Annotated in this window: 17 protein-coding genes; 12 read left to right on the top strand and 5 right to left on the bottom strand. The window is 70.3% G+C overall.

What is annotated here, in order from left to right; translation table 11 throughout:
* Positions 1–160: 160 nt before the first annotated feature.
* From ACFQ7F_RS06420 to ACFQ7F_RS06445, 6 genes are all read left to right on the top strand, one after another.
* Positions 161–1,456, top strand: coding sequence for an NAD(P)/FAD-dependent oxidoreductase (locus ACFQ7F_RS06420; protein WP_383266947.1), 1,296 nt, complete (start codon positions 161–163; stop codon positions 1,454–1,456).
* A gap of 1 nt (position 1,457) precedes the next feature.
* Positions 1,458–4,076 carry a nitrite reductase large subunit NirB gene (nirB, locus tag ACFQ7F_RS06425; RefSeq protein WP_383266951.1) on the top strand — a complete coding sequence of 873 codons (2,619 nt, stop codon included), beginning with the start codon at positions 1,458–1,460 and terminating at the stop codon, positions 4,074–4,076.
* On the top strand, positions 4,073–4,441 hold the full coding sequence (gene nirD / locus ACFQ7F_RS06430) for a nitrite reductase small subunit NirD (protein WP_383266953.1): 369 nt from the start codon (positions 4,073–4,075) through the stop codon (positions 4,439–4,441). Before nirB ends, nirD begins: the two co-directional genes overlap by 4 nt.
* A 53-nt stretch (positions 4,442–4,494) precedes the next feature.
* The gene (locus ACFQ7F_RS06435) at positions 4,495–5,079 is read left to right on the top strand and encodes a TetR/AcrR family transcriptional regulator (RefSeq protein ID WP_383266955.1); all 585 of its coding nucleotides are present in this window, start codon (positions 4,495–4,497) and stop codon (positions 5,077–5,079) included.
* A 76-nt stretch (positions 5,080–5,155) separates the two neighbouring features.
* Positions 5,156–5,941 (top strand): SDR family NAD(P)-dependent oxidoreductase, encoded by a 786-nt coding sequence (locus tag ACFQ7F_RS06440; protein WP_383266957.1) that lies wholly within the window; start codon positions 5,156–5,158, stop codon positions 5,939–5,941.
* A gap of 85 nt (positions 5,942–6,026) precedes the next feature.
* Positions 6,027–6,971, top strand: coding sequence for an oxidoreductase (locus ACFQ7F_RS06445; protein WP_383266960.1), 945 nt, complete (start codon positions 6,027–6,029; stop codon positions 6,969–6,971).
* Between the two features lie 170 nt (positions 6,972–7,141).
* On the opposite strand, the gene ACFQ7F_RS06450 is transcribed toward ACFQ7F_RS06445, so the two are convergent.
* Positions 7,142–7,684 carry a hypothetical protein gene (locus ACFQ7F_RS06450; protein ID WP_383266962.1) on the bottom strand — a complete coding sequence of 181 codons (543 nt, stop codon included), beginning with the start codon at positions 7,682–7,684 and terminating at the stop codon, positions 7,142–7,144.
* Positions 7,685–7,874: 190 nt separating this feature from the next.
* Here ACFQ7F_RS06450 and ACFQ7F_RS06455 point away from each other — a divergent pair, with 190 nt between their 5' ends.
* The 3 genes from ACFQ7F_RS06455 to ACFQ7F_RS06465 all read left to right on the top strand — a co-directional run bounded on the left by ACFQ7F_RS06455 (position 7,875) and on the right by ACFQ7F_RS06465 (position 11,948).
* Positions 7,875–9,743, top strand: coding sequence for an APC family permease (locus ACFQ7F_RS06455; protein WP_383266964.1), 1,869 nt, complete (start codon positions 7,875–7,877; stop codon positions 9,741–9,743).
* A gap of 656 nt (positions 9,744–10,399) precedes the next feature.
* Positions 10,400–10,867, top strand: a complete 468-nt coding sequence (locus ACFQ7F_RS06460; protein ID WP_383266966.1) for a hypothetical protein — start codon at positions 10,400–10,402, stop codon at positions 10,865–10,867.
* 235 nt (positions 10,868–11,102) lie between these two features.
* Positions 11,103–11,948: an endonuclease/exonuclease/phosphatase family protein gene (locus ACFQ7F_RS06465; protein ID WP_383266968.1), complete on the top strand. Its 846-nt coding sequence runs from the start codon at positions 11,103–11,105 to the stop codon at positions 11,946–11,948.
* Positions 11,949–11,956: 8 nt separating this feature from the next.
* Here the strand turns inward: ACFQ7F_RS06465 and ACFQ7F_RS06470 are convergent, their stop codons facing one another.
* Together ACFQ7F_RS06470 and ACFQ7F_RS06475 are read right to left on the bottom strand one after the other, a co-directional pair.
* Positions 11,957–13,477 (bottom strand): alpha/beta hydrolase, encoded by a 1,521-nt coding sequence (locus ACFQ7F_RS06470; protein WP_383266970.1) that lies wholly within the window; start codon positions 13,475–13,477, stop codon positions 11,957–11,959.
* A gap of 377 nt (positions 13,478–13,854) precedes the next feature.
* Entirely contained in the window at positions 13,855–14,187 is a 333-nt protein-coding gene (locus ACFQ7F_RS06475) for a hypothetical protein (RefSeq protein WP_383266972.1), read from the bottom strand.
* A 512-nt stretch (positions 14,188–14,699) separates the two neighbouring features.
* Here ACFQ7F_RS06475 and ACFQ7F_RS06480 point away from each other — a divergent pair.
* The gene (locus ACFQ7F_RS06480; protein WP_383266975.1) at positions 14,700–15,254 is read left to right on the top strand and encodes a hypothetical protein; all 555 of its coding nucleotides are present in this window, start codon (positions 14,700–14,702) and stop codon (positions 15,252–15,254) included.
* A gap of 138 nt (positions 15,255–15,392) precedes the next feature.
* Here ACFQ7F_RS06480 and ppdK read toward each other — a convergent pair whose 3' ends face one another.
* On the bottom strand, positions 15,393–18,170 hold the full coding sequence (gene ppdK, locus ACFQ7F_RS06485; RefSeq protein WP_383266978.1) for a pyruvate, phosphate dikinase: 2,778 nt from the start codon (positions 18,168–18,170) through the stop codon (positions 15,393–15,395).
* A 406-nt stretch (positions 18,171–18,576) separates the two neighbouring features.
* Entirely contained in the window at positions 18,577–19,893 is a 1,317-nt protein-coding gene (locus ACFQ7F_RS06490; RefSeq protein ID WP_383266980.1) for an ROK family protein, read from the bottom strand.
* Between the two features lie 152 nt (positions 19,894–20,045).
* Between ACFQ7F_RS06490 and ACFQ7F_RS06495 the strand changes: the two genes are divergently transcribed.
* Both ACFQ7F_RS06495 and ACFQ7F_RS06500 read left to right on the top strand, forming a co-directional pair.
* Entirely contained in the window at positions 20,046–21,569 is a 1,524-nt protein-coding gene (locus ACFQ7F_RS06495) for a hypothetical protein (protein WP_383267009.1), read from the top strand.
* Entirely contained in the window at positions 21,562–23,526 is a 1,965-nt protein-coding gene (locus ACFQ7F_RS06500) for a glycogen debranching N-terminal domain-containing protein (protein ID WP_383266982.1), read from the top strand. The genes ACFQ7F_RS06495 and ACFQ7F_RS06500 overlap by 8 nt, the downstream gene beginning before the upstream one ends.
* Positions 23,527–23,587 lie beyond the last annotated feature (61 nt).

Genomic DNA, 23,587 nt, shown 5'->3' on the forward strand with positions numbered 1-23,587 from the left:
ACGCGGGGTGAACGGGCGGGTGGGCGGGAGAGGCCCGTCCGGCAAGAGATCAACGCGGGCTGAGCCTCACATCCGGCCCCGGCGCCCGCTGAGGGCAGCGTTCCCCCTGGGAAACAGTCAGGATGCGGCCGGGTAACACCGCCCCCGCACTCTGCCGTACATGACCTCTTCGACCCCGAGCCCCCAGAGCTCGCCCTCCCGCGTGGTGGTGATCGGCGCCGGCCTTGCGGGCGTCCGCCTCGCGCAGCGGCTGGGGGAAAGCACCGGCACGGGGGCCGTCCTCATCGGCGACGAGCCGCACGCACCGTACAACCGCGTGCTCCTGGCCGACGTCCTCGCGGGCCGCTACGGACCGGAGGTCATCGAGCTGCCATCCGCCCCCGGCGAGTTCCTCCGCACCCGCGCCGTCTGCGTCGACCGCGCGGACCGGATCGTGCACTGCGCGGACGGCAGCGTCGTCCCGTACAGCACCCTCGTCCTCGCGACCGGCTCGAACCCCGTGCTCCCTCCCCTGCGCGGCCTCTTCGAACCCGGCGCCACCGAGCTGCCGCGCGGCGTGCACGCCTTCAGGACGATGGACGACTGCCTCGCCCTGTCCGAGGCCGTACGGCCAGGAACGCCAGGAACGTCAGGCACGTCAGGCACAGCCACCCGGGTCGTCGTCATCGGCGGCGGCCTTCTCGGCGTATCGGCCGCCCGCGCGCTGGCCGTACGCGGCGCCCAGGTCGTCCTCACCCAGCAGGGTGACCGGCTCATGGAGCGCCAGCTCGACCCGGCCGCGAGCGAGCTCGTCCACCGGCATCTCACCGACCTCGGCGTGGAAGTGCACACCGAGTGCCGGGTACGCGGCGTGCGGCAGGCCGAAGGGGCCGTACGGTCGGTGGAGCTCGCCGACGGGTACGTACTCGGCACCGACCTCACCGTCCTGGCCTGTGGTGTCCGCCCCCGCACGGGACTCGCCCAGGCCGCGGGCCTTGACGTACGCCGCGGCATCGTCGTGGACGACGAGCTGCGTACCTCCGACCCGCACATCCGCGCCATCGGCGACTGCGCCGAGCACTCCGGCGAGGCCCGCTGCCTCGCGGCGCCCGCGCTCGAACAGGCCGACGCCCTCGCGGACTCCCTGATCTCCCCGCGGGCCGCGCGCCCCTACTCCGGCACCCGCGCCCTCACCCGCCTCACCCTGCACACCGGACGCCCCGGCTCCGCTCCTCTGGACCTGGCGGCCTTCGGCGACCCCGAGCACCGGCCCGACGACGACGTCGTCCAGCTCGCGGACGCCACCCGCGGCACGTACCGCAAGGTCGTCGTGCGCGGTGACCGCCTCGTCGGCGGCGTACTGCTCGGCGAGCTGACCGCCGTCGGCGCGCTCGCCCGCGCCTGGGAGGCCGACGACCCGCTGCCCGACGACGGCAGCCCCCTGCTCCACCTGCTCACCCACGACGGAGGCCTCTGAGATGCCCACGGACACCACGGACACCCCCCGCCACAGCGCGCACGACAACACCATCGTGCTTGTCGGGCACGGCATGGTCGGCCAGCGCTTCCTCGAAGCCATCGCGGCACGCGGCCTCACCGCGACCCACCGCGTGGTCGTCCTGTGCGAGGAGCCGCGGCCCGCCTACGACCGCGTGCAGCTGACCTCGTACTTCGCGGGCCGCACGCCGGACGAACTCTCCCTCACGGACCCGGAGTTCATCGAGCAGCACGGCATCGAGCTGTACGTCGGCGATCCGGCCGAGAGCGTCGACCGCGACGCGAAGACCGTCACCGCGCGCTCCGGGCAGACCTTCGCCTACGACACCCTCGTCCTCGCGACCGGCTCCTTCCCGTTCGTGCCGCCGGTGCCGGGCAAGGACACCACCGGCTGTTTCGTCTACCGCACCATCGAGGACCTGCTCGCCATCGAGGAGTACGCGAAGACGTACGCCACGACCGGCGCCGTCGTCGGCGGCGGTCTTCTCGGCCTGGAGGCGGCGGGCGCGCTGCGCGGGCTCGGACTCACCACGCACGTCGTGGAGTTCGCGCCGCGCCTGATGCCGGTGCAGGTCGACGAGGGCGGCGGCGCGGCGCTCCTGCGCACCATCACCGGCATGGGCCTGAGCGTGCACACGGGCGTCGGCACCCAGGAGATCCTCAGCTCGGAGGGCGCCGTCAGCGGCATGAAGCTGTCGGACGGCAGCGAACTCGCCACCGATCTGGTGGTGTTCTCGGCGGGCGTCCGCCCCCGCGATCAACTGGCCCGCGAGAGCGGCCTTTCGGTGGGTGAGCGCGGCGGCATCACCGTCGACGAGCAGTGCCGCACCAGCGACCCGGCCGTGTACGCGATCGGCGAGTGCGCCCAGGCGTCGGACGGCCGGGTCTACGGGCTCGTCGCGCCCGGCTATGAAATGGCCGAGACCGTCGCCGCCTCCATCGCCACCGAGGAGTCGAGCTTCACCGGCGCCGACCTGTCGACCAAACTGAAGCTCCTTGGCGTGGACGTCGCCTCCTTCGGCGACGCGCACGGCGCGACCCCGGACTGCCTGGACGTCGTCTACTCCGACTCGCGCTCGGGAACGTACAAGAAGCTGGTCATCGGCGCGGGCGGCGAGTTGCTCGGCGGCGTCCTGGTCGGCGACGCGGAGGCGTACGGCGTGCTGCGGCCGATGACCGGGAGCGTACCGCCGGTCTCGCCGGAGCAGCTGGTGCTTCCCGCGGGCGCGGGTGGCCCGGTGGCGCTCGGCCCGTCCGCGCTTCCGGACTCCGCGGTCATCTGCTCCTGCCACAACGTCACCAAGGGCGCGATCCGCGGCGCCGTCACCGAGCACAGCTGCACCACTGTGCCCGAGGTCAAGAAGTGCACCAAGGCCGGTACGGGCTGCGGCAGTTGCGTGAAGGTGCTCGGCCAGCTGGTCAACGACGAGCTCGAGGCGGCGGGCGTCGAGGTCGACAAGGGCCTGTGCGGCTGCTTCGGCCAGACGCGCCAGGAGCTGTACGAGATCGTCCGCACCCTGGGCATCACCTCCTACCGGCGACTCCTCGACACCCACGGCCGCGAGTCCGCGCGCGGCACCGAGGGCTGCGAGACCTGCAAGCCGACGGTCGGGTCGATCATCGCCTCGCTCGCCCCGACGATCGGCGCCGACGGCTACGTACTCGAAGGCGAGCAGGCCTCCCTCCAGGACACCAACGACCACTTCCTCGCCAACCTCCAGAAGAACGGCTCCTATTCGATCGTGCCCCGCATCCCCGGCGGCGAGATCACCCCGGAGAAGCTGATCGTGATCGGCGAGGTGGCACGGGACTTCGGGCTCTACACCAAAATCACCGGCGGCCAGCGCATCGACATGTTCGGCGCGCGCGTCGATCAACTGCCGCTGATCTGGACACGGTTGGTCGACGCGGGCTTCGAGTCGGGCCACGCGTACGGGAAGTCACTGCGGACGGTGAAGTCGTGCGTCGGGCAGACCTGGTGCCGCTACGGCGTACAGGACTCGGTCCGGATGGCGATCGACCTGGAGCTGCGCTACCGGGGCCTGCGCTCCCCGCACAAGCTGAAGTCGGCCGTCTCCGGCTGCGCCCGCGAGTGCGCGGAGGCCCAGTCGAAGGACTTCGGCGTGATCGCCACGTCGAGCGGCTGGAACCTGTACGTGGGCGGCAACGGTGGCGCGACCCCGCGCCACGCGGACCTGCTCGCGCAGGACTTGTCCGACGCCGAACTGGTCCGCCTCATCGACCGGTTCCTGATGTTCTACATCCGTACGGCCGACCGCCTGGAGCGCACATCGACCTGGCTCGAGCGGATCGAGGGCGGCCTCGACCACGTGCGTGACGTGGTCGTCCACGACTCGCTCGGCCTCTGCTCCGAGCTGGAGGCCCTGATGGCCGACCATGTCGCGAACTACCGCGACGAGTGGTCGGAGACCATCAACGACCCCGAGCGTCTCGCCCGGTTCGTGTCCTTCGTGAACGCGCCGGACGTCCCGGACCCGACCGTGAGCTTCGTCCCGGAACGGGACCAGATCAAGCCGGACCTGCCCCTCCTCACCATCGGCTCCCGCCCCCGCGACCTGGAAGGTGCTGCATCCCGATGACCCAGATGACTCAGACGACCCAGATGGCCCAGATGGCCCGGACGAGCGTTCAACTCCGCCTGGACGACGACTGGTTCGAGGTGTGCGACCGCACACTCCTCCAGCCGGGACGCGGCATCGCCGCGCTGCTCCCCGACGGCCGCCAGGCCGCACTCTTCATCGACCGCACGGGACGCGCGTACGCGATCGACAACCGCGACCCGTTCACGGGTGCGGCGGTGCTCTCGCGCGGCCTGCTCGGCGCGGCGGCCGGCCGGCCGTTCGTCGCGTCACCGCTCCTTAAGCAGCGGTTCGACCTGGAGACGGGGCGGTGCCTGGACGACGATTCGGTGACGGTGGAGACGCACGCGGTCCGACTCGCCTGACCAGGCAGCCCGACTACTTGACCGACCGTTCCAGTATTGCTTAATCTCTCCTCGTGGCCAGGACCAAGGAATTCGATCCGGACGCCGCGCTCCAGTCGGCCCTAGAGCTGTTCTGGCGGCGCGGCTACGAGGCGACGTCCATCGCGGACCTCGTCGAGGCTCTCGGCATCGGACGCGCCAGCATCTACGCGACGTTCGGCAACAAGCACGAGCTGTACCTGAAGGCACTGGAGCGGTACGCCGACTTCCAGAACCCGCTCCTGCTCGCCGAGCTCTCGCAGCCCGGCCCCGCGTTGCCCGCCGTCCGCGCGGTGGTACGCCGCTTCGGAAGCGAGGCAGCCTCCGAGGACAGGCGCCTGAACGGCTGTTTCATCACCAACACGGCAGCCGAACTGGGCCCTCACGACGAGCCTGCCGCCCGCCGCGTCGAGCGCAGCTGGGAACACATGGAGACGCTCCTTCACTCCGCGCTCGTCCGCGCCCAGGCACAGGGCGAGCTCCCGCAGGACCGGGATCCGCTCGCCCTCGCCCGCATGCTGCTGACCCTGATGCAGGGGCTGCGCGTGATCGGGAAGGCGTCGAAGGACGGCGCGCGACTGCGGGACGCGACAGAGCAGGCACTGACCCTGCTCGACTGAATCCTTGCCCCACCCCTCAGCCCTTCCTTTTCCACGCCCTCATACTGAACCGATCGTTCAAGAAAAGAGCTCTGTCATGACTTCATCAGCCTCAGCACCGCGCACCCGTTTCGCCGGCCGCACGGCCCTCGTCACCGGCGGCGGCTCCGGACTCGGCCGCGCCATAGCGCTCGCCTTCGCCGCCGAGGGCGCGAACGTCGTGGTCGCCGGGCGCACCGAAGGCACGCTCAAGGAGACTGTGGGGCTCATCGAGGAGACCGGCGGCACTGCGGTGGCCGTCGCCGCCGACGTCTCACGCTCAGCCGACCTCGCGGCGCTCGTCGAGGCCACCGTCGAGCGGTTCGGCTCCCTGGACGTGGCCGTCAACAACGCGGGCATCCTGCGCGCCGGGCAGCCGGTCGCGGAGCTGCCCGAGGAGGACTGGCGGACGATGCTCGACATCAACGTCACCGGCGTACTGCTCGCCCTCCAGGCCGAGGTGAAGCAGATGCGTGCGCAGCCGGGTGGCGGGGCGATCGTCAACATCGCCTCCAACCGGGGCGCCCACAGCCGCATCGCCAATGCCACCGGCTACGCCACCACGAAGGCCGCCGTCTCCGCGCTCACCAGGGGCGCCGCGGCCGAGCACATCCAGGACGGGGTACGAATCAACGCCGTCAGCCCGGGTGCGTCGGACACGAGCATGTCGCTCCTCACCGGCGAGAGCGAGGCCGGGCGCGCCGAGCGGATGAAGAGTGGGACACCGCTCGGCCGCGTCTCGACGACCGAGGAGGTCGCGGCCGCCGTGCTCTACCTCGCGTCGGACGAGTCGGCGTCGGTGGTCGGCGCGGATCTGGTGATCGACGGGGGCGCCGCGGCCTGACGCCCTCCCTCCCGGGCTCGCACCGCCTACTCTCGGGTAGCAACGGGCAACAGCAGGAGTGCACCGAAGCCGAGGGAGCTGTGTCATGACGGGCTGGAACGCGAGCGACATCCCCGACCAGAGCGGCCGCACGGCCGTGGTCACCGGCGCCAACAGCGGCATCGGCTATGTCACCGCACGCGAGCTCGCCCGTCGTGGCGCACAGGTGGTGCTTGCCTGCCGCAGCGAGGAACGGGGGACGCGGGCGCTGGAACAACTGCGTTCCGAAGTCCCTTCCGCCGAGGTGGAGTTCAGGCGCCTCGACCTCGGCGACCTGAGCTCGGTGCGGGATTTCGCGGCATCGTACGACAGTGATGACGGCGGCCGGAGTGACGGTCTCGATCTCCTCGTCAACAACGCGGGCGTGATGGCGCTGCCCTACCGGCAGACGGCGGACGGCTTCGAGACGCAGTTCGGCGTCAACCACCTGGGCCACTTCGTGCTCACCGGGCTCCTGCTGCCCCGGCTTCTGCGGACGCCGGGGGCGCGGATCGTCACGGTGTCGAGCGGGTTCCACGCCCTGTCGAACATCGACATCAATGACCTCAACAGCGAGCGGAATTACCGCCGTTGGATCGCCTACGGCCGCTCCAAGACGGCGAATCTGCTCTTCACCCACGAGCTGGCGCGGCGCCTGGCGGCAAACGGCTCCGACGTCGTGGCCGCGGCGGCCCACCCCGGCTACGCGGAGACGAACCTCCAGGGCGCCGCGCCCAAGATGGAGGGCCGCAAGATCGCCGAACGCGTGATGTGGCTGGGCAACCGCGTCGTGGCCCAGTCCGCGGCGGCGGGCGCGCTGCCGTCGCTGTACGCGGCCACGGCGCCGGGCGTCCGCCCGGACTCCTTCACCGGGCCGCGTGTTCTGGGCTGGCAGGGGGCGACGGGGAAGTCCTGGCGGGCGAAGTGGACCCTCAACGATGCGGCGGGGGAACGGCTCTGGGCGGCGTCGGAGAGGTTGACGGGGGAACCCTTCAGTCCGTCCGGCGTCTGAGGACGAACAGGTTGACGGGAGAACCCCAGCCCGTCCGGCGTCTGAGGACGAACTCGGCGGAGCCGGTGATCGGCCGGGCCACGTGGGGGTCTGGGGCGGAGCCCCAGTTCCGGGAAGGGGCGAGCTTGGGGAGAGCCCCGCAGGGACCCGACCCGACCCGCACCCGGCCCCTACCGCAACCCCGACGCCTCAAAGACCCCTCGCGCCGCATCCCCGTCAAGCCGAGCCGAGAGACGCCCAAGCACCTCGCCCCCGGTCCGCAGCAGCCCACGCGCACGTGCGTCCCGCGCCCCCGCATCCAGCAGATGCAACAACAGCGGATTCTCCGCGAGCACCTGTCGATCGACCTCCACCCGATTCCCGAGCGAGTCACACAGCACGAGCCGCGCCGCGGAACCCGCCCCTTCGCTGTACCGCACGGCGGTCAACAGCCCCGTACAGACGTGCCGGTGCCGCAGCAGCCCCCGCACAGCGAGCCACCCCGGCCCCGCCGTCACCCGCACCGGATGCAGGATCAGATGGAGCAGCCCCGAAAGCCCCGCCCACAGCCCGCCGCGCAGCGCGTCCAGCGTGCCGTTCGCCCAGTCGATGAGGTCGACCAGCACGAAGAGCGCGAGGGCGCAGAAGGCGGCGGCCCGCACATCGGCCGCCCAGCGCCGGTCGGAAACCACGCCTGCCCCGCACCGCACATCCCCGCCCCTGTCATGTCGCATGTGCGGCACCGTAGGACGGACTTCCCGCCGAGTCATCAGCGTTGACGTACCGCTGACGCCTCACGTCAAAGAGGCGTGAAGATCCAGCCCGTACGCGCCAAGGAGCCGCCAAAACGGCGCGCGGCGCGCCCGGACCCCACCCACGCTGGGCATCGCTCAAGTGAACGAACCCGCCTGGAGGGGCCCGCCCATGACCACCGTCTCCGAGACCTCGGCCGCCCCGCCCTCACATGTCGGGCCCGATGCCACGGCACCCCCTGAAGACCGCCACCGGCTGACCGCTCTCCAGGGCCTCGCCGCCCTCTCCCTGGACGCGATGGCCTCCGTCGCCTACGGACCCGAGGCCATCGTCCTGGTCCTCGCGGCGGCAGGCGGCTACGGGCTCGGCTTCACCCTCCCCGTGACGCTGGCGATCGCCGCACTGCTCGCCGTGCTCGTCGCCTCCTACCGGCAGGTGATCGCCGCCTTCCCCGACGGCGGCGGCAGTTACGCCGCCGCCAAGACCCACCTGGGCCGCCGGGCGGGCCTGGTCGCCGCCGCCTCGCTGGTCCTCGACTACGTCCTGAACGTCGCCGTCGCCGTCACCGCGGGCGTCGCGGCACTCACCTCAGCCTTCCCGGAGCTGTACGGCGACCGGGTATGGATATGCCTGGCCGTCCTCGCCGCCGTCACGGCCGTCAACCTGCGCGGAATCGTCGACTCGGCGCGCGTCTTCATCGCCCCGACCGCCGTGTTCGTCGGAGCGATCCTGACCATGATCGCGGTCGGCCTGTTCCGCGAAGGGCCGGTCAGCACGGCAGCCGCCGACGGCCAGGCATCGGCCCTCGCCGACAACGCCACGACCGTCGGCGCCCTGCTCCTCCTGAAGGCGTTCGCGTCGGGCTGCTCCGCCCTCACCGGCGTCGAGGCCATCGCCAACGCCGTGCCGTCCTTCCGCACCCCGCGCGTCAGACGCGCCCAGCATGCGGAGGTCGCGCTCGGCGCGCTGCTCGGGGTGATGCTGATCGGCCTGTCCGTGCTGATCTCCCGCTTCGGGCTCCAGCCGGTCGAGGGCGTCACGGTCCTCGCTCAGCTCGCGGACGCGTCACTCGGCCACAACTGGGCTTTCTACGTGGTGCAGTTCGCGACGATGATCCTGCTCGCCCTCTCCGCCAACACGTCCTTCGGCGGTCTGCCGGTCCTGATGAGCCTGCTCGCCCGGGACAACTACCTCCCGCACGTCTTCGCCCTGAAGGCCGACCGCCAGGTACACCGGCACGGCGTCCTCGCCCTCGCCGCCGTATCGGCAGGGCTGCTCGTCTTCTCCGGCGGCGACACCAACACGCTCGTGCCGCTCTTCGCGATCGGCGTCTTCATCGGCTTCACGCTCTGCCAGACCGGGATGGTGCTCCACTGGCGCGCCGCGGGCAGGCCCGCGAAGGCCCTGCTCAACGGCTTGGGCGCGGTACTGACCGGCGTCTCGGCGGTGGTCGTCACGGCCACCAAGTTCACCGAGGGAGCCTGGCTGATCGTGCTCGCGCTGCCCGCGATCGTGCTCTGCTTCGAGGCCGTGCACCGCGCCTACCGCCGCATCGGCGAGGACCTGGGCCTCGGCCGTGTCCCGGAGCCCCCGCACCGCGACCACTCCCTGATCATCGTCCCCGTATCGAACCTCTCGCGCCTCACCGGCGAGGCCCTGAACGCCGCGGTGTCGCTCGGCGACGAGGTGCGCGCGGTCACGGTCACCCACCCCGACCCCGAGGACCGGCGCGCGTCGGAGACGCTGCGCCGCGACTGGGAGCTGTGGAACCCGGGCGTCGACCTGGTGGAGCTGCCCTCCCTGACGCGTACGGTCGGGCGTCCGGTGTCGGCGTACGTACGGAAGATCTACACGTACCACCCCACCACCCGTGTCACGGTCCTCATCCCCGAGGTGGAGCCGGCCCACGTCTGGCAGCGCCTGCTCCAGAACCAGCGCGGTTCGGTCCTCGCACGCGCCGTCCGCCGGGACACGGACGCGGTCATCTGCCGCCTGCGTTTCCGCCTCACGGCAGGGCGAGGCCGACCCAGCGAGGACTGACCTGACCGCGCACCACAAAGCCCGAAGCCCGAAGCCGGAAGCCGGCATCTGCCGACAGGCCCCGGCTCGCCCGTAAGGAATCGGGTCGCTTCCCATCCCTCGACGACGTAATCGCCATCCACGGAGCGCAGAAATCGCGGAACCCGAAAGTCCCGCCGGTCCTGCAGACCGTCCATCAGCCTCGCGGTCCACTCCACGTCCGAGTTGTCACCGGCTGGTTTCAGCACGGCATCGCCTACCCGAACGCTCTGCCCCTGGCCTCCGTCAAGCGGCTCAGGCTCTCCTGTGACGTGGAACGCCTTCAGGGCGGACGGCGGCGGCAGGGCTCTGTCAGTCGCAGGAGTCACGCCGTGCATCTTCCAGGAATGACACCTCCCCACGCACCCGCATTTCCAGGGGCCCACTCATGCCGCGATCCGGTACAGCCATCCGGTCTCCCAGAGGTCCTGGCCGACCGTCCGTCGAGAGGTCCGCAGCCGCACGATGCCATCTCGGGACCCACACCCGGATCGGAGACTAAAGCCCAAACCCAGCGCATCTCTCGCCGTCACGCCCGATGCCACACAGGACCGCTCCGACAAACCCAGACGACCCGCGGTACCTGTCAGCCCCGCTGCTAAGTTGGCATGTCCAGATAGATGAGCAGAGGAGCAGAAGTGCGTAAGGCTTGCCTGGTGGGCGCCGTGATTCTGGCGGGGACGGTGCTCAGTGGCTGTGGAACTGACGATGACAAGCCGGACAAGCCCGACCGCGGTACCCACGCCGGTCCACAGCGCGACGAGAAGGCTCCCGCGGACAGCAGGAGCACGGTGATCGAGCGGGCGACCGGCTCATGGAAGACGATCTTGAGCAAGACCGACTTCGAGACCCTGACCGTCAAGGACGGGCACGTCACCGCCAAGGGCAGCGAACTCGCCTGCGAGGGCTCCCTCAAGCCGGGCACGCAGGACGGCGAGGAAGCGCCGTCGCTGACCTTCTCCTCCTGCAAGGGCAACACCGATGGCGGACGCGGCCTCGGTCACCTGACCCTGAAGGACACGAAGAACGACGCTCTCGCCATCAACTGGGAAGGCCCCAAGGGCGGATGGGGCGGCCCGGTCGACTCGTTCCGCCGGACCGGCTGATCGACCACATCTGCTACGACCCCACAGCTGCGGCGACCCGGTAGCGGGCCGCCGCAGTCGGCACCGAAGCGCACGCACAAGAAGCTACGCACCTACAAGAAGCCACGTGGAAGCGACAGTTCGCGTTCGGGCGCAGTGAGATCCAGGCCCTCACGTGCCGCAGACGGCCCATCCCATAACCTCGTGCGGGGAGACCTCATCCGATGCCACCGTGTGTCTCCACTTCGAGGAGGCGATGGTGAGCGGAACAGGCGTGAGATGGCTTGCGGGCGCCATGATCGTGGCCTGCGTGGCGCTCGTGGGACCCAGCGCACCGGACGGTGTCCCCGTCGCCAAGCCGCTGCCGGCCGACGCCCCCAAAGATGTCGTGCCGAACCGGGTCATGACGTGGAACATCTGCAATCCCTGCAACGCCAGCGGGTTCAACGCAGGCCGGGCGGCGGAGATCGCCACGTACGCGCCCCAGGTCGTCGGCCTGCAAGAGGCGTGCGTGCGTGACGTCGAGAGGATCCGGGATCACCTGGAGTACCTGTACGGGTTGGTCTACCACGTCGAGTACGGCTCGGTTCTGCACAACTGGGGCCGCTGCGGGGGCATGCCGTGGAGCCCGGGAGGCTTTGGCCAGGCGATCCTCTCGGCGGCACCGATGACGGGCCACGTGAACGTGGAATACCCCGACGGCGGATCCGAGGACCGCGGGTACATGGCGGTCACCACCCAAGTGGACGGCCGGCCTGTCCGGGTCTTCAACACGCACCTGGCCCAACGGCAGCAGGAAGCAGTCCGGGCGAAGCAGACCCGCGTACTCGCGGCGGAGGTCGCCCAACACGACCGCACGATCGTGCTCGGCGACTTCAACGCGACGCCGGATGCCTCCGAACTCACCGGGATGTGGGGCCTGGCCGCGGACGCGGACCCCGAGTGCGGCCCCTCGGCCATCGGCATCTGCGAGCCGACGACCGACTGGCAGAGCAAGTTCGACTACATCTTCCTGCGAGGCTTCGTCCCGCTCGAGCACGGCGTGCATCCCTCCGAGTACTCGGACCACAGCCCGGTGCATGCCGATCTGCGGCGGGCATAGCCCCTACCTCACCCGAGCGGCTCGACCGGCTCGACCGGCTCGACCGCGGGGCAACTCGCGCCGCGATGCGGGACCTTCAGCGATATCAGATAGGCGTCGATCGTGTCCTGTGCGCAGGGGCTGCTGCTGTACGTGCCGTGGCCCCAGCCCTCGTAGGTGTGCAGGACCGCGCTGCGGCCGAGTTGCTCGGCCACGTTGGTGGCCCAGTTGTAGCCGGCGGCCGGATCGTGGACCGAGTTGGTGAGCAGGACGGTCCTGCTGTTCCGCACCTTCAGCCGGTGTTGCGGGTTGTCCGGCTCCGGCGCGCCCAGACAGGCCGAGACGGATATCAGGGCGCGGGGGTACTTCATGTCGGGGGCGATCCTGCCCACGCGGCGCAACTCCTGTGCGTACCCTCGGTAGCCGCCGACTGGCAGGCTCCAGTCCTGGCAGAAGATCTCGAACGGGTTCGCCCCGAGCGCGAGTTCAGGGCTGTGGCTGTCGTCAGTTGTTCCGGTCGTTCCGGTCGCTTGCCGCGTCTCCGGCTTGCTCTCCTCGAGGCCGCGCAGGTACGCACCCAGCCTCGTCCACTCGGGGCCGTACAGCCGCTTCATCACCACGACGTTGAGGTCGAACGGGGTGAGCGCCGTGCCCTTGTCCGACAGTTCCCCCCGCTCGGCGCGGTCCAGCAGTCCCGACCAGCGTGCTCGCACGTCCGAGCCGTGCAGGGCACAGCTCTTGGTCCGTTCGCACCACGCCACGAACTCGTCGAAGGAGTCCTGGAGCGTGGCGGCCTGCGTGGAGAGGAAGTCCCTCGTGCCCAGGCTGTGGTCCACCACAGACTCCAGGACCAGGGCGCGGACCCGCTTCGGATACTGCTCCGCGTACTGCTCGCCGAGCAGCGTGCCGTACGAACTGCCGTGGAACGTGAGGGACTTCTCGCCGAGAGCTGCCCGCACGGCGTCGATGTCCTTCACCATGCTGAGGGTGTCGACGTGGTCGAAGAGTCCGTTCTCGGTGTTCTTCCTGCAGTCCTCTCGCAGAACACGGTTGTACTTCACCGTGGCGTCGAACTCGGCCTGGCTCTTCATGACCGGCGACGGGCGCCTGTCCAGGAGCTCTTGCGAGCAACGGATCGGGTTGCTGAGCCCCACGCCGCGCGGATCGAAACTGACGATGTCGAACCGGCTGCGGAGGTTGTCGCTGAAGCGGCCCATGTTGCCCTTGCCCACGATCCGGTCCACGCCCGAATCCCCGGGTCCGCCGGGCCCGAACACCATGGAGCCGACCCGCGCGCCGGGGTCAGTGGCCGTGCGCCGGGCGAGCTGGAGATCGAACCGCTTCCCGCCCGGCTTGTCCCAGTCCACCGGCAGCGAAAGTGCCCCGCACTCCGCCGAGGCATCGTCCTCGCACGGCTTCCACCCGATGTGCGAACCCGCCCCGACGGGCCCCGGCAGAACCTGCCCCTCACCCGCCGCTCCGCCGTCCCTTGGAGCCGGCGCCCCGCTCGCCATCTCCACCCCCGCGAAACTGACCGTTACGGCCAGCACCGCACCCAAGGCAAGGCGCGACCGGCCTCTCCAGCGGCGGCCGCGCCGTTCACCCGATGCACGACATGCATGACTGTCCACCACAGCAGCTGCCCCTCACCTCGTCCGAGGTCTCGAGCATCGTCCGCGCGCGCCCTGCCCGGTATCCGGCAAGACCCTGAACTGCCCCCTAGGGGCGGACTCGTGGCCACCCCGGGTGTGGTTGGCAGCGGCCCGGAGTTCTACCGGTGGCCGCGGCGTGCCGCTCGGACCATATGACCGGCCTCCGCCGACCGGGTGATCTGTGCGTACCGGCACGGAGTACGGGCAGGCGGAGAGCGACCCCCTGCCTGGTACCCCGAGCGAGGCGGGGGGTCAATCCAGTACGCCGAGCCCTGTCAGACATCGATGAGTTGCAGGATTTCGATGTGGTCCCACCCCTGTGCCGCAAACCGTTCCCGAAGCGCCAGCGCGGGGGTGGCGCGGATGACCAGACGCTGGGGTGACGGCAGGTGGTTGGCGAGGGCCACGAGAATCTCCAGGGCGCTGTCGGCGATGTAGTGGACGCCGGTCAGGTCGACGGTGATCTCCTGTGTGGCGCGGGACTGTGCGGTCAGCGCAAGGACCAGGGCGCCCTTGTGTGACCCGAGAACTTCTCCGAACAGCCGCACGCCCTTGGGGGCGTTTGTCGGGACGATGAGCAGGAGATCGTCGGCAAAATAGCCGCGCATAAGAAACCCCGGATGCTGTGCACCGGTGAGAAAGAGCGAAGCGAAAGGGAAGGGAATCCCTGAAGGAGCGGCTTCTCTCGGTTCGGTGCCATGTGGCGGGTGCAGAGTCCCGCTGGTCGCAGCCGCTGGCGGAGGGGCCCACCCCGGGCCCAAGAGGTCGCCTGTACGCCGCTGCCGCGCTGACGGCAAGCGGTTAATCCACGGGCTATGTCAACAGGTTACTCCCGTCGAGGCCCCGTCCGATAGGGCCACAGAGCGCCCACTTTCCCTGTACACGGATTCCTCTTTGTCTCGTCGGCGGTCGTCGCCTCCTGTGGTGGCGTGCGGCCCGTATTCGTTGAAAAGCCCTCGCATCCCGAATTCGTACTCACCGGCGGCAGGCGCTTCCTGAGCTGAGAAGAGAGCCCCTCCTGCTTGCCCGAAATGGGTTGTTCAGTCTCACCGAGGGATGATCAGATCGGTGAACCGTCCTGTAGTCGTCATCCTGCTGGAAGGCTGGAAGGGATGAAGCGTTGACATTGCATTCCGATGTGGCCGGATTGCTGGCGGGGGCCGGCATCCTCGACGTGGACGTCGATGATGCCGTCGCGGACGAGCACGTGCGAGCGTCCGCGTATCGACGCGTTGTCTCGGTGGCCGCTTCCTCGGGGAGCCGTGACCGGGACCGCGCGATGGTGGCCACGATCCTGCGGGACCCCCTCGAGTCGATCTCCAAGGGGGCGGTGGTCGCCCTCGTGGCCGACATCGCGATGCAGGCGACCGACCCTGCCGAGTTCCGGCAGTGGTCGGACGAACTACTGCCGGAGATCGATCAGCTCAAGGTGGAGGCATTCCGCGAGTTCATCCGCCGTCGCATCCACGACTGGCTGTTCCACCTGTCCGTCGAGGACGGTCACCTGCCGACACCGGCCGAGTTGGCGGAGGTCACGGACTGGATGCAACGCCACCTCGCCCAGTGGTCGATGTCGCCGTCGGTGCTCGCCCTGGTCGCCGAGTCGGCCAACGCCAAGAAGACACGGAACATCGCGAAGAACCGGGCCAATAGCCGCGAGCTGAGAACGGAATGAGTCGGTAGCGGTGACGCCCGAAGGGGCAGCTCCCCCGCACAGGGAACTGCCCCTTCTTGGTGAACCGGAGTCGACGCCGCATCGGTGAGGGTCGGGGACACGGCGTCGGCCCCGGAGTTCTGCCGGAGGCCCGGAGACCTACCGGTGGTCGCTGCCCGCCGACTCCGACGCCGCGCGCCCCGCCTCCAGGCGGGCCACCGGGATACGGAACGGGGAGCAGGAGACGTAGTCCAGGCCCACCTCGTGGAAGAAGTGCACCGACTCCGGGTCGCCGCCGTGTTCGCCGCAGACGCCGAGCTTCAGGTCGGGGCGGGTGGCGCGGCCGGCCTTGACCGCGTCCTTCACCAGCTTGCCCACGCCGTCCTTGTCGATCGTCTCGAAGGGGGAGACCCCGAAGATGCCCTTCTCCAGGTACGCCGTGAAGAAGCTCGCCTCCACGTCGTCGCGCGAGAAGCCCCAGACCGTCTGCGTGAGGTCGTTCGTGCCGAAGGAGAAGAACTCGGCGGCCTCCGCGATCTGGTCCGCGGTGAGCGCGGCACGCGGCAGCTCGATCATGGTGCCGAGCGCCAGCTTCAGCGCCACACCGGTCGTCGCCTCGACCTCCGCGATGACCGTCTCGGCCTCCTCGCGGACGATCTCCAGCTCCTGGACCGTGCCGACGAGCGGAATCATGATCTCCACGCGCGGGTCGCCCTTGGCGTTCTTGCGCTGGGCCGCGGCCTCGGCGATGGCCCGCACCTGCATGGTGAAGAGGCCGGGGATGACCAGGCCGAGGCGTACGCCGCGCAGGCCCAGCATCGGGTTCTGCTCGTGCAGGCGGTGCACCGCCTGGAGCAGGCGCAGGTCGTTCTCGTTGGAGTCCTTGCGGGACTCGGCGAGGGCCACCCGGACGGAGAGCTCGGTGATGTCCGGGAGGAACTCGTGCAGCGGCGGGTCGAGGAGACGGACCGTCACCGGGAGGCCGTCCATCGCCTCGAAGAGCTCCACGAAGTCCCGCTTCTGCAGGGGCAGGAGCTCCTTGAGGGCCTCCTCGCGCTCCGCGTCCGCGTCGGCGAGGATCAGCCGCTCGACCATCTCGCGGCGCTCACCGAGGAACATGTGCTCGGTGCGGCACAGGCCGATGCCCTGGGCGCCGAAGCGGCGGGCACGGAGTGCGTCCTCGGCGTTGTCCGCGTTGGCGCGGACCCGCAGGCGGCGTACCCGGTCCGCGTACGCCATGATCCGGTGCACGGCGCCGACCAGCTCGTCGGCGTCGTCGGCACCCGCGTGCATCCGGCCCTCGAAGTACTCGACGACCGGCGAGGGGACCACGGGCACCTCGCCCAGGTACACCTTGCCCGTCGAGCCGTCGATGGAGACGACGTCGCCCTCCTCGACGATCACACCGCCGGCGGCGGTCAGGCGCCGCCGCTTGGTGTCGACCTCGATCTCCTCGGCACCGCAGACGCACGTCTTGCCCATGCCGCGGGCGACGACGGCGGCGTGCGAGGTCTTGCCGCCGCGGGAGGTGAGGATGCCCTCGGCCGCGATCATGCCGTCGAGGTCGTCGGGGTTGGTCTCACGGCGGATGAGGATGACCTTCTCGCCCGAACGCGACCACTTGATGGCCGTGTACGAGTCGAAGACCGCCTTGCCGACCGCGGCACCGGGTGACGCGGCGATGCCGCGACCGAGCTGCGTCAGCTTTCCGCCCTCGGTTCCCTCCGCGTCGAAGCGGGGAAACATGAGCTGCGCGAGCTGGGCGCCGTTGACGCGCTGCAGCGCCTCGGCCTCGTCGATCAGGCCCTGGTCGACGAGCTGCGTCGCGATGCGGAAGGCGGCACCGGCGGTGCGCTTGCCGACGCGGGTCTGCAGCATCCACAGCTGGCCGCGCTCGACGGTGAACTCGATGTCACAGAGGTCCTTGTAGTGCGTCTCAAGGGTCTCCATGATCTGCATGAGCTGGTCGTACGACTTCTTGTCGATCTGCTCGAGCTCGGCGAGCGGGACGGTGTTGCGGATGCCCGCCACCACGTCCTCGCCCTGCGCGTTCTGCAGGTAGTCGCCGTACACGCCCTGGTGGCCGCTGGCCGGGTCGCGGGTGAACGCGACGCCCGTGCCGGAGTCCGGGCCGAGGTTGCCGAAGACCATCGAACAGATGTTGACCGCGGTGCCCAGGTCACCGGGGATGCGCTCCTGGCGGCGGTAGAGCTTGGCGCGGTCGGTGTTCCACGACTCGAAGACCGAGCGGATCGCGAGGTCCATCTGCTCGCGCGGGTCCTGCGGGAAGTCGCGCCCGGCCTCGGTCTTGACGATCTTCTTGAACTTCGTGACCAGCTTCTTCAGGTCGCCGGCCTCGAGGTCGGTGTCGACCGTGACCTTCTTGGCCGCCTTGGCCGCTTCGAGGGCGTCCTCGAAGAGCTCGCCGTCGATGTCCATGACGGTCTTGCCGAACATCTGGATGAGGCGGCGGTAGGAGTCCCACGCGAAACGGTCGTCGCCGGACTGCTTGGCGAGGCCCGTCACCGACTTGTCGGAGAGCCCGATGTTCAGGACGGTGTCCATCATCCCGGGCATCGAGAACTTGGCACCCGAGCGGACCGAGACGAGCAGCGGGTCATTGGCCTGACCGAGCTTCTTGTCCATCTTCTTCTCGAGGGCGTCGAGGTGCGCACTCACCTCGTCGCGCAGTTCGACCGGCTCCTCGCCGCTGGCGAGGTAGGTCTTGCAGGCCTCTGTGGTGATCGTGAAGCCCGGAGGGACGGGCAGCCCGAGGTTGGTCATCTCGGCGAGGTTCGCGCCCTTCCCGCCGAGAAGGTCCTTCAGGTTCCTGTTGCCCTCGGTGAAGTCGTAAACGAACTTCACGGCCGCATCGCTCGCATCGCTCTGCGCTACGTGCGCCACGTGCGCTACGTGGGGATCTTTGTTTTCCGACACGGGTCTCGACTCCTCGAGGACTCGGTGGCTGCCCTGACGGCGAGGAACATACCCAGATCGAAGGCACCTGGGTACGTCCACTTGTGCGTCATGCGGCTGTAACCACCCGTCCGCCAGGAGATCGAAAGTAACTGGGCGGTAGCCCAACCCGACATCATTCGTTCAATTCTTGAAGGGTCTACCCCCGAAAACTCGGCGATTTGCTCACATGAGCGGGCTATACTCAGATGTGAGTTCACCTCATGAATGATCGAGCAGTGGCACTGAGTGCCACCCCTTCCAGAAGTGCAGTCGCCCTCGATCCGCTCATCTGAGCGCAACCCCTATCAGGGGTGGCGAGAATCACGCCGTTTGAAGCGGCCTGATGTCAGCATCCGGACTCCGGATCGAGATGGACACACGCCCGTCATACGCCGAGCGCGGCAAGACGCTCCTCCACCCGCTGGGGGGCGTACAAGTGCTCCACCACCAGCGTTCCCGCACCCACGAGGGCCGCGTGCTCACCGAGGCGCGATGTGACGACCTCCAGATGAGCGGTGGAGCGGGGCAGGGCGCGCTGGTAAAGCAGTTCGCGCACCCCGGTGAGGAACGGTGTTCCGGCCAGATCTCCGGCGATCATGAGAACGCCGGGGTTGAGGAGCGTGACAACGGTGGCCAGAACCTCGCCGACGTGCCGCCCCGCCTCCCGCGCGAAGCCCACGGCCTCGGGGTTGCCCGCCTCCAGGAGCGCCCGCACATCCGCCCCTGAGGCCGCGGGAACGCCCGCCTCCCTCAGGCGGCGGGCCACCGCACGGCCACTGGCCACGGCGGCCAGGCAGCCGTAGGAACCGCACTTGCACAGGGCGGCCGCACCAGCCCCCTGTGCGCCCTCCGCGCTCCCCGCGCCCTCAAGCACCCTGATGTGGCCGATGTCGCCCGCGCCGCCGTCGATGCCCCGGTAGACCGTGCCGTCGACGACGACGCCCGCGCCGATGCCGGTGGAGACCTTGACCAGAGCGAAGGCCGAGCACTCCGGGTAGGAGACACGCTGTTCGCCGTACGCCATGAGGTTCGCGTCGTTGTCGACGAGAACCGGGATGTCGGCGGGGCCGCCCGTCTGTTCGGCGAAGGCGCGGCGCAGGCGGCCTCTTATGTCGTACCCGTCCCAGCCCGGCATGATCGGCGGCTGGACGACACGGCCCGTCTCGCTGTCCACGGGCCCCGGCACGGCGAGCCCGATGCCGCAGACCGACGCGGGCGCGCGGTCGGCCTTGCGCAGCAGCTCGGCGAAGCGGACGCCCAGTTCGGCGAGGACCGTCTCAGGGCCGTCCTCGATCGACAGAGGTCCCGCGTGCTCGGCGATGATCTCGCCGGTGAGGCCGAGCAGGGCGGTGCGGGCGTGCCGGGTCTCCAGGTCGGCGGCGAGGACTACCGCGTGGGCGTCGTCGAACTCCAGGCGGATGGAGGGGCGTCCGCCGAGCGGCGAGCCCGCCTTGTCAGGAGGGCCGCCGGCGCCTTCCCGCAGCCAGCCCGCGCGGAAGAGCCGGTCGAGGCGCTGGCCGACCGTGGCCCGGGAGAGTCCGGTGACCTGCTGCAGGGCGCCGCGCGTGGTGGCCCGTCCGCTGCGGACCAGGTGGAGCAGGTCCCCGGCGCCGGCATGCTGCCCGCCCACGCGTCCCCCCGCCGCCCGCACGTCTGCCTGCGCTTCCGCATGCACTTCTGCCCGCGCTCCACTGTCCGGCATCCACTCTCCCCTTGCGCTCATCAACTCCACGTTACATATTGGGTTTTGCGTGTTAAGTAGACGTAACTCTATGGTGAATGACACCGAACTGACAGAGCGTCGAACCCCTCGGAGAGATCTGCGTGGACCGCACGAACGTGGACCGCACAAACATGGACGTGGGCAGTACGAACGTGGGCGGTACGAACGTGGGCAGCACAGCTCAGCTGACCGCCGCCCGCCGTGCCCCGATGCCGACGCCGACGCCGACGACGGCCTCGCTGCGCGAGCGTGCCGCCGAGGTCCTGTGGGCCAACTGGACGGGCACGTCGACGGTCCCATCGCGACAGCTCTACCCGCACCAGTGGTCCTGGGACTCCGCGTTCATCGCGATCGGCCTGCGTCATCTCTCCCCCTTACGGGCGCAGTTGGAGCTGGAGACGCTGCTCTCCGCCCAGTGGGACGACGGCCGCGTACCGCACATCGTGTTCAACCCGTCCGTCCCCCTGGACGCCTACTTTCCCAGCCCCGACTTCTGGCGCTCCACCACGGCGGGGCGCACGGCCGGGGCACCCGGCGACGTGCAGACCTCCGGCATCGTGCAGCCGCCGGTCCACGCGCTCGCCGCGTGGCTCGTCCACCGCGCCGACCCCGCCCTCTCCCGCGCCCGCTCGTTCCTGGCCCGCGCCCACCCGCGGCTCGCCGCCTGGCACCACTATCTGCTGAGCCAGAGGGACGCGGGCGGGGCGGGGCTCGCCTCCGTCGTCCACCCCTGGGAGCAGGGCATGGACAACAGCCCCTGCTGGGACGCCCCGTTGAGCCGTGTGACTCCGGCGGACCCGGCCGCGTACCGCCGCGCCGACCTGGACCACGGCGCCGCGGAGGACCGACCGACCGACCTCGACTACGGCAGGTATGTGCGGCTCGCCGCGGACTACCGCGATCGTCGGTACGCCGACGGGGCGGGCGAGTTCGCCGTCGAGGACCCCTCGTTCAACGCGCTCCTGATCGCCTCCGAGCACGCACTGGCCCGTATCGAGGCCGAGTTGGGCCTGCACGATGTCTCCGACGCGCGGGAATCCCGGGCAAGAGCGCTCACCGGGACCCTGGTGGAGCGACTGTGGGACCCGGCGGACGGCCTCTTCCTCTGCCGCGACCTGCGCTCCGCGAAAGGTGACGGGAAAGGTGACGAGAAAGGTGACGGGAACGGGGAGCTGGTGCCGGAGCGCGGGGTCGGCGGCCTCGTACCGCTGATCCTGCCCGCGCTACCGCAGCACGTCGCCACCGCCCTCGTACGGACCGCGTGCGGACCGCACTTCGGCCTCGGCGGGCCCGCGCGGCTCGTGCCGAGCTACGACCTCACCGCGAGCGCCTTCGACCCGCGGCGGTACTGGCGCGGGCCCGCGTGGTTCAACACCAACTGGCTGCTTGAGCGGGGGCTTCGACTGCACGGCGAGCGTGCGCGGGCGGACGGCCTGCGGCGTGCGCTGCTCGATGTCGCCGGGGAGTCCGGGTTCGCGGAGTACGTGGACCCGTACACGGGGCGGGGCTGCGGTGCGCGCGGCTTCGGCTGGAGCGCCGCGCTCGCCCTGGATCTGCTGCTCGACGATCCCGCCGGGCGTGACGATGAGCCGCACGGGAGGCCCGCCGACGGGCCCGGCGCGGCGCTGACGAGTGAGGGGTTAAGGGATGACTGATCAGCGTCAACCACTCGTGCGGGGCGGTACGTTCGCGGCGCTCGGCCCGGGTGGCGACATCAGCGGAGTGCGGGACGGCACGGCCCCGGGCGGTCTGTTCGTGCGCGACGCCCGGCACCTGAGCCGCTGGCAGCTGACGGTCGACGGGGTCGTCCCGGAGATCCTCGCACCCGTGTCGGACGCCGACGCGGACGCGGGCGTCGCACGCTGCGTACTCGTTCCGCGCGGCGGCAGGCAGGAACCCGCTTCCTGCACGCTGTTCCGCGAACAGGCGGTCACGGACGGCGCGTTCGTGGAGTCGCTGCGCGTCACGTGCAACCGCCCGGTGCCGACGACCGTACGTCTCGCGCTGACCGTGGACGCCGACTTCACCGACCAGTTCGAGCTGCGGTCCGACCACCGTACGTACGCGAAGACGGGCGCCGTCCGCTCGCGCAAGGTCATCGGCGGTGACGAGGGCGAGGCGATCAAGGGCATCGAGTTCGCCTACCGACGCCGTGAGTGGTGCTCCCGTACGACCGTGACGGCGGACCCCGCGCCGGAGGCGGTCGAAGAGACGGGGACCGGAGCCCGGCGGCTCGTCTGGACCCTCGACCTCGACGCCCACGGCACCGCGGAGGTGGCACTGCGTGTCGCGGCGCATCCGCATGAGGCGCCGACACCCCAGGTCCCGGCGGGCCCGGCAGCGGCGGCCGATCAACTCAGCTCCCTGGAAGCCGAGTTCGCATCGGGCATCGAGATCCCCGGCAACTGGCCGGAGCTGGCGGCGGCGTGCGAGCGGGGCCTCGCGGACCTGGCCGTACTCCAGGTGCCCGCGTCAGGGCCGGACGGCGAGGCGCTGAGGGTCCCGGCGGCGGGAGTCCCCTGGTTCGTGACGCTCCTGGGCCGCGACGCCCTCCTGACCTCACTCTTCACCCTCCCCTACCTGCCGCGCCTGGCCGCCGCGACGCTCCCCGCGCTCGCCGCCGCCCAGGCGACGGAGGCCACCGAGGGGGCGGTCGCCCAGCCCGGCAAGATCGTGCACGAGGTGCGGCACGGGGAGCTGGCGCACTTCGGGCAGGTGCCGTACGGGCGCTACTACGGCTCGGTCGACGCGACACCGCTCTTCCTCGTCCTGCTCGGCGCGTACACGGAGCAGACCGGTGACACGGCCCTGGCCCGCCGCCTTGAGCCGCACGCGCGGGCCGCCGTCGGCTGGATCCTCGACCACGGCGGGCTGACCTCGCGCGGCTACCTCGTCTACCGCGCGGACGAGGGCGGCCTCGCCAACCAGAACTGGAAGGACTCCCCCGGCGCGATCTGTTCCGCCGACGGCAGCCGCGCCACGGGCCCGGTGATGGCGGCGGGCGCGCAGGGCTACGCGTACGACGCCCTTGGCCGTACGGCGTGGCTCGCGCGCACGGTCTGGGACGACACGGTGTACGCGGACCTGCTCACGCAGGCGGCGGCCGACCTGCGGGACCGCTTCCAGCGGGACTTCTGGATGCCGGCGCAGGGCTTCCCCGCGCTCGCCCTTGACGGCGAAGGCCACCAGGTCGACGCGCTCGCGTCGGATGCCGGGCATCTGCTGTGGTCGGGGCTCCTGGACAAGGAGTACGGAGAGGCGGTGGGCCGCCGCCTCCTGGAACCGGACTTCTTCTCGGGCTGGGGAGTCCGCACACTCGCCTCCGGCCAGCCGGCGTACCACCCGCTCTCCTACCACCGGGGTTCGGTGTGGCCGCACGACAACGCCCTCATCACCCTGGGGCTCGCGCGCTACGGCCTCCATGACGAGGCGCGGGCGGTGGCACGGGGTTTGGTGGCGGCGGCGTCCCGTGGCGGCGACCGGCTGCCGGAGGTGATCGCGGGGTACGGGCGGGAGTCCTATCCCGGGCCGGTTCCTTACCCGCACGCGTGCGTACGGGAGTCACGGTCGGCAGCGGCACCCTTCGCGCTGCTGAGTGCGGTGGGTGGATAGCTGGGCCGGGGCTTTGCGTGCCGTTGATCACCGGCTTCGCCGAGTTCGTCCTCAATCGCCG

The organism is Streptomyces sp. NPDC056486 (genome assembly GCF_042795295.1).
Classification (GTDB): Bacteria; Actinomycetota; Actinomycetes; order Streptomycetales; family Streptomycetaceae; genus Streptomyces.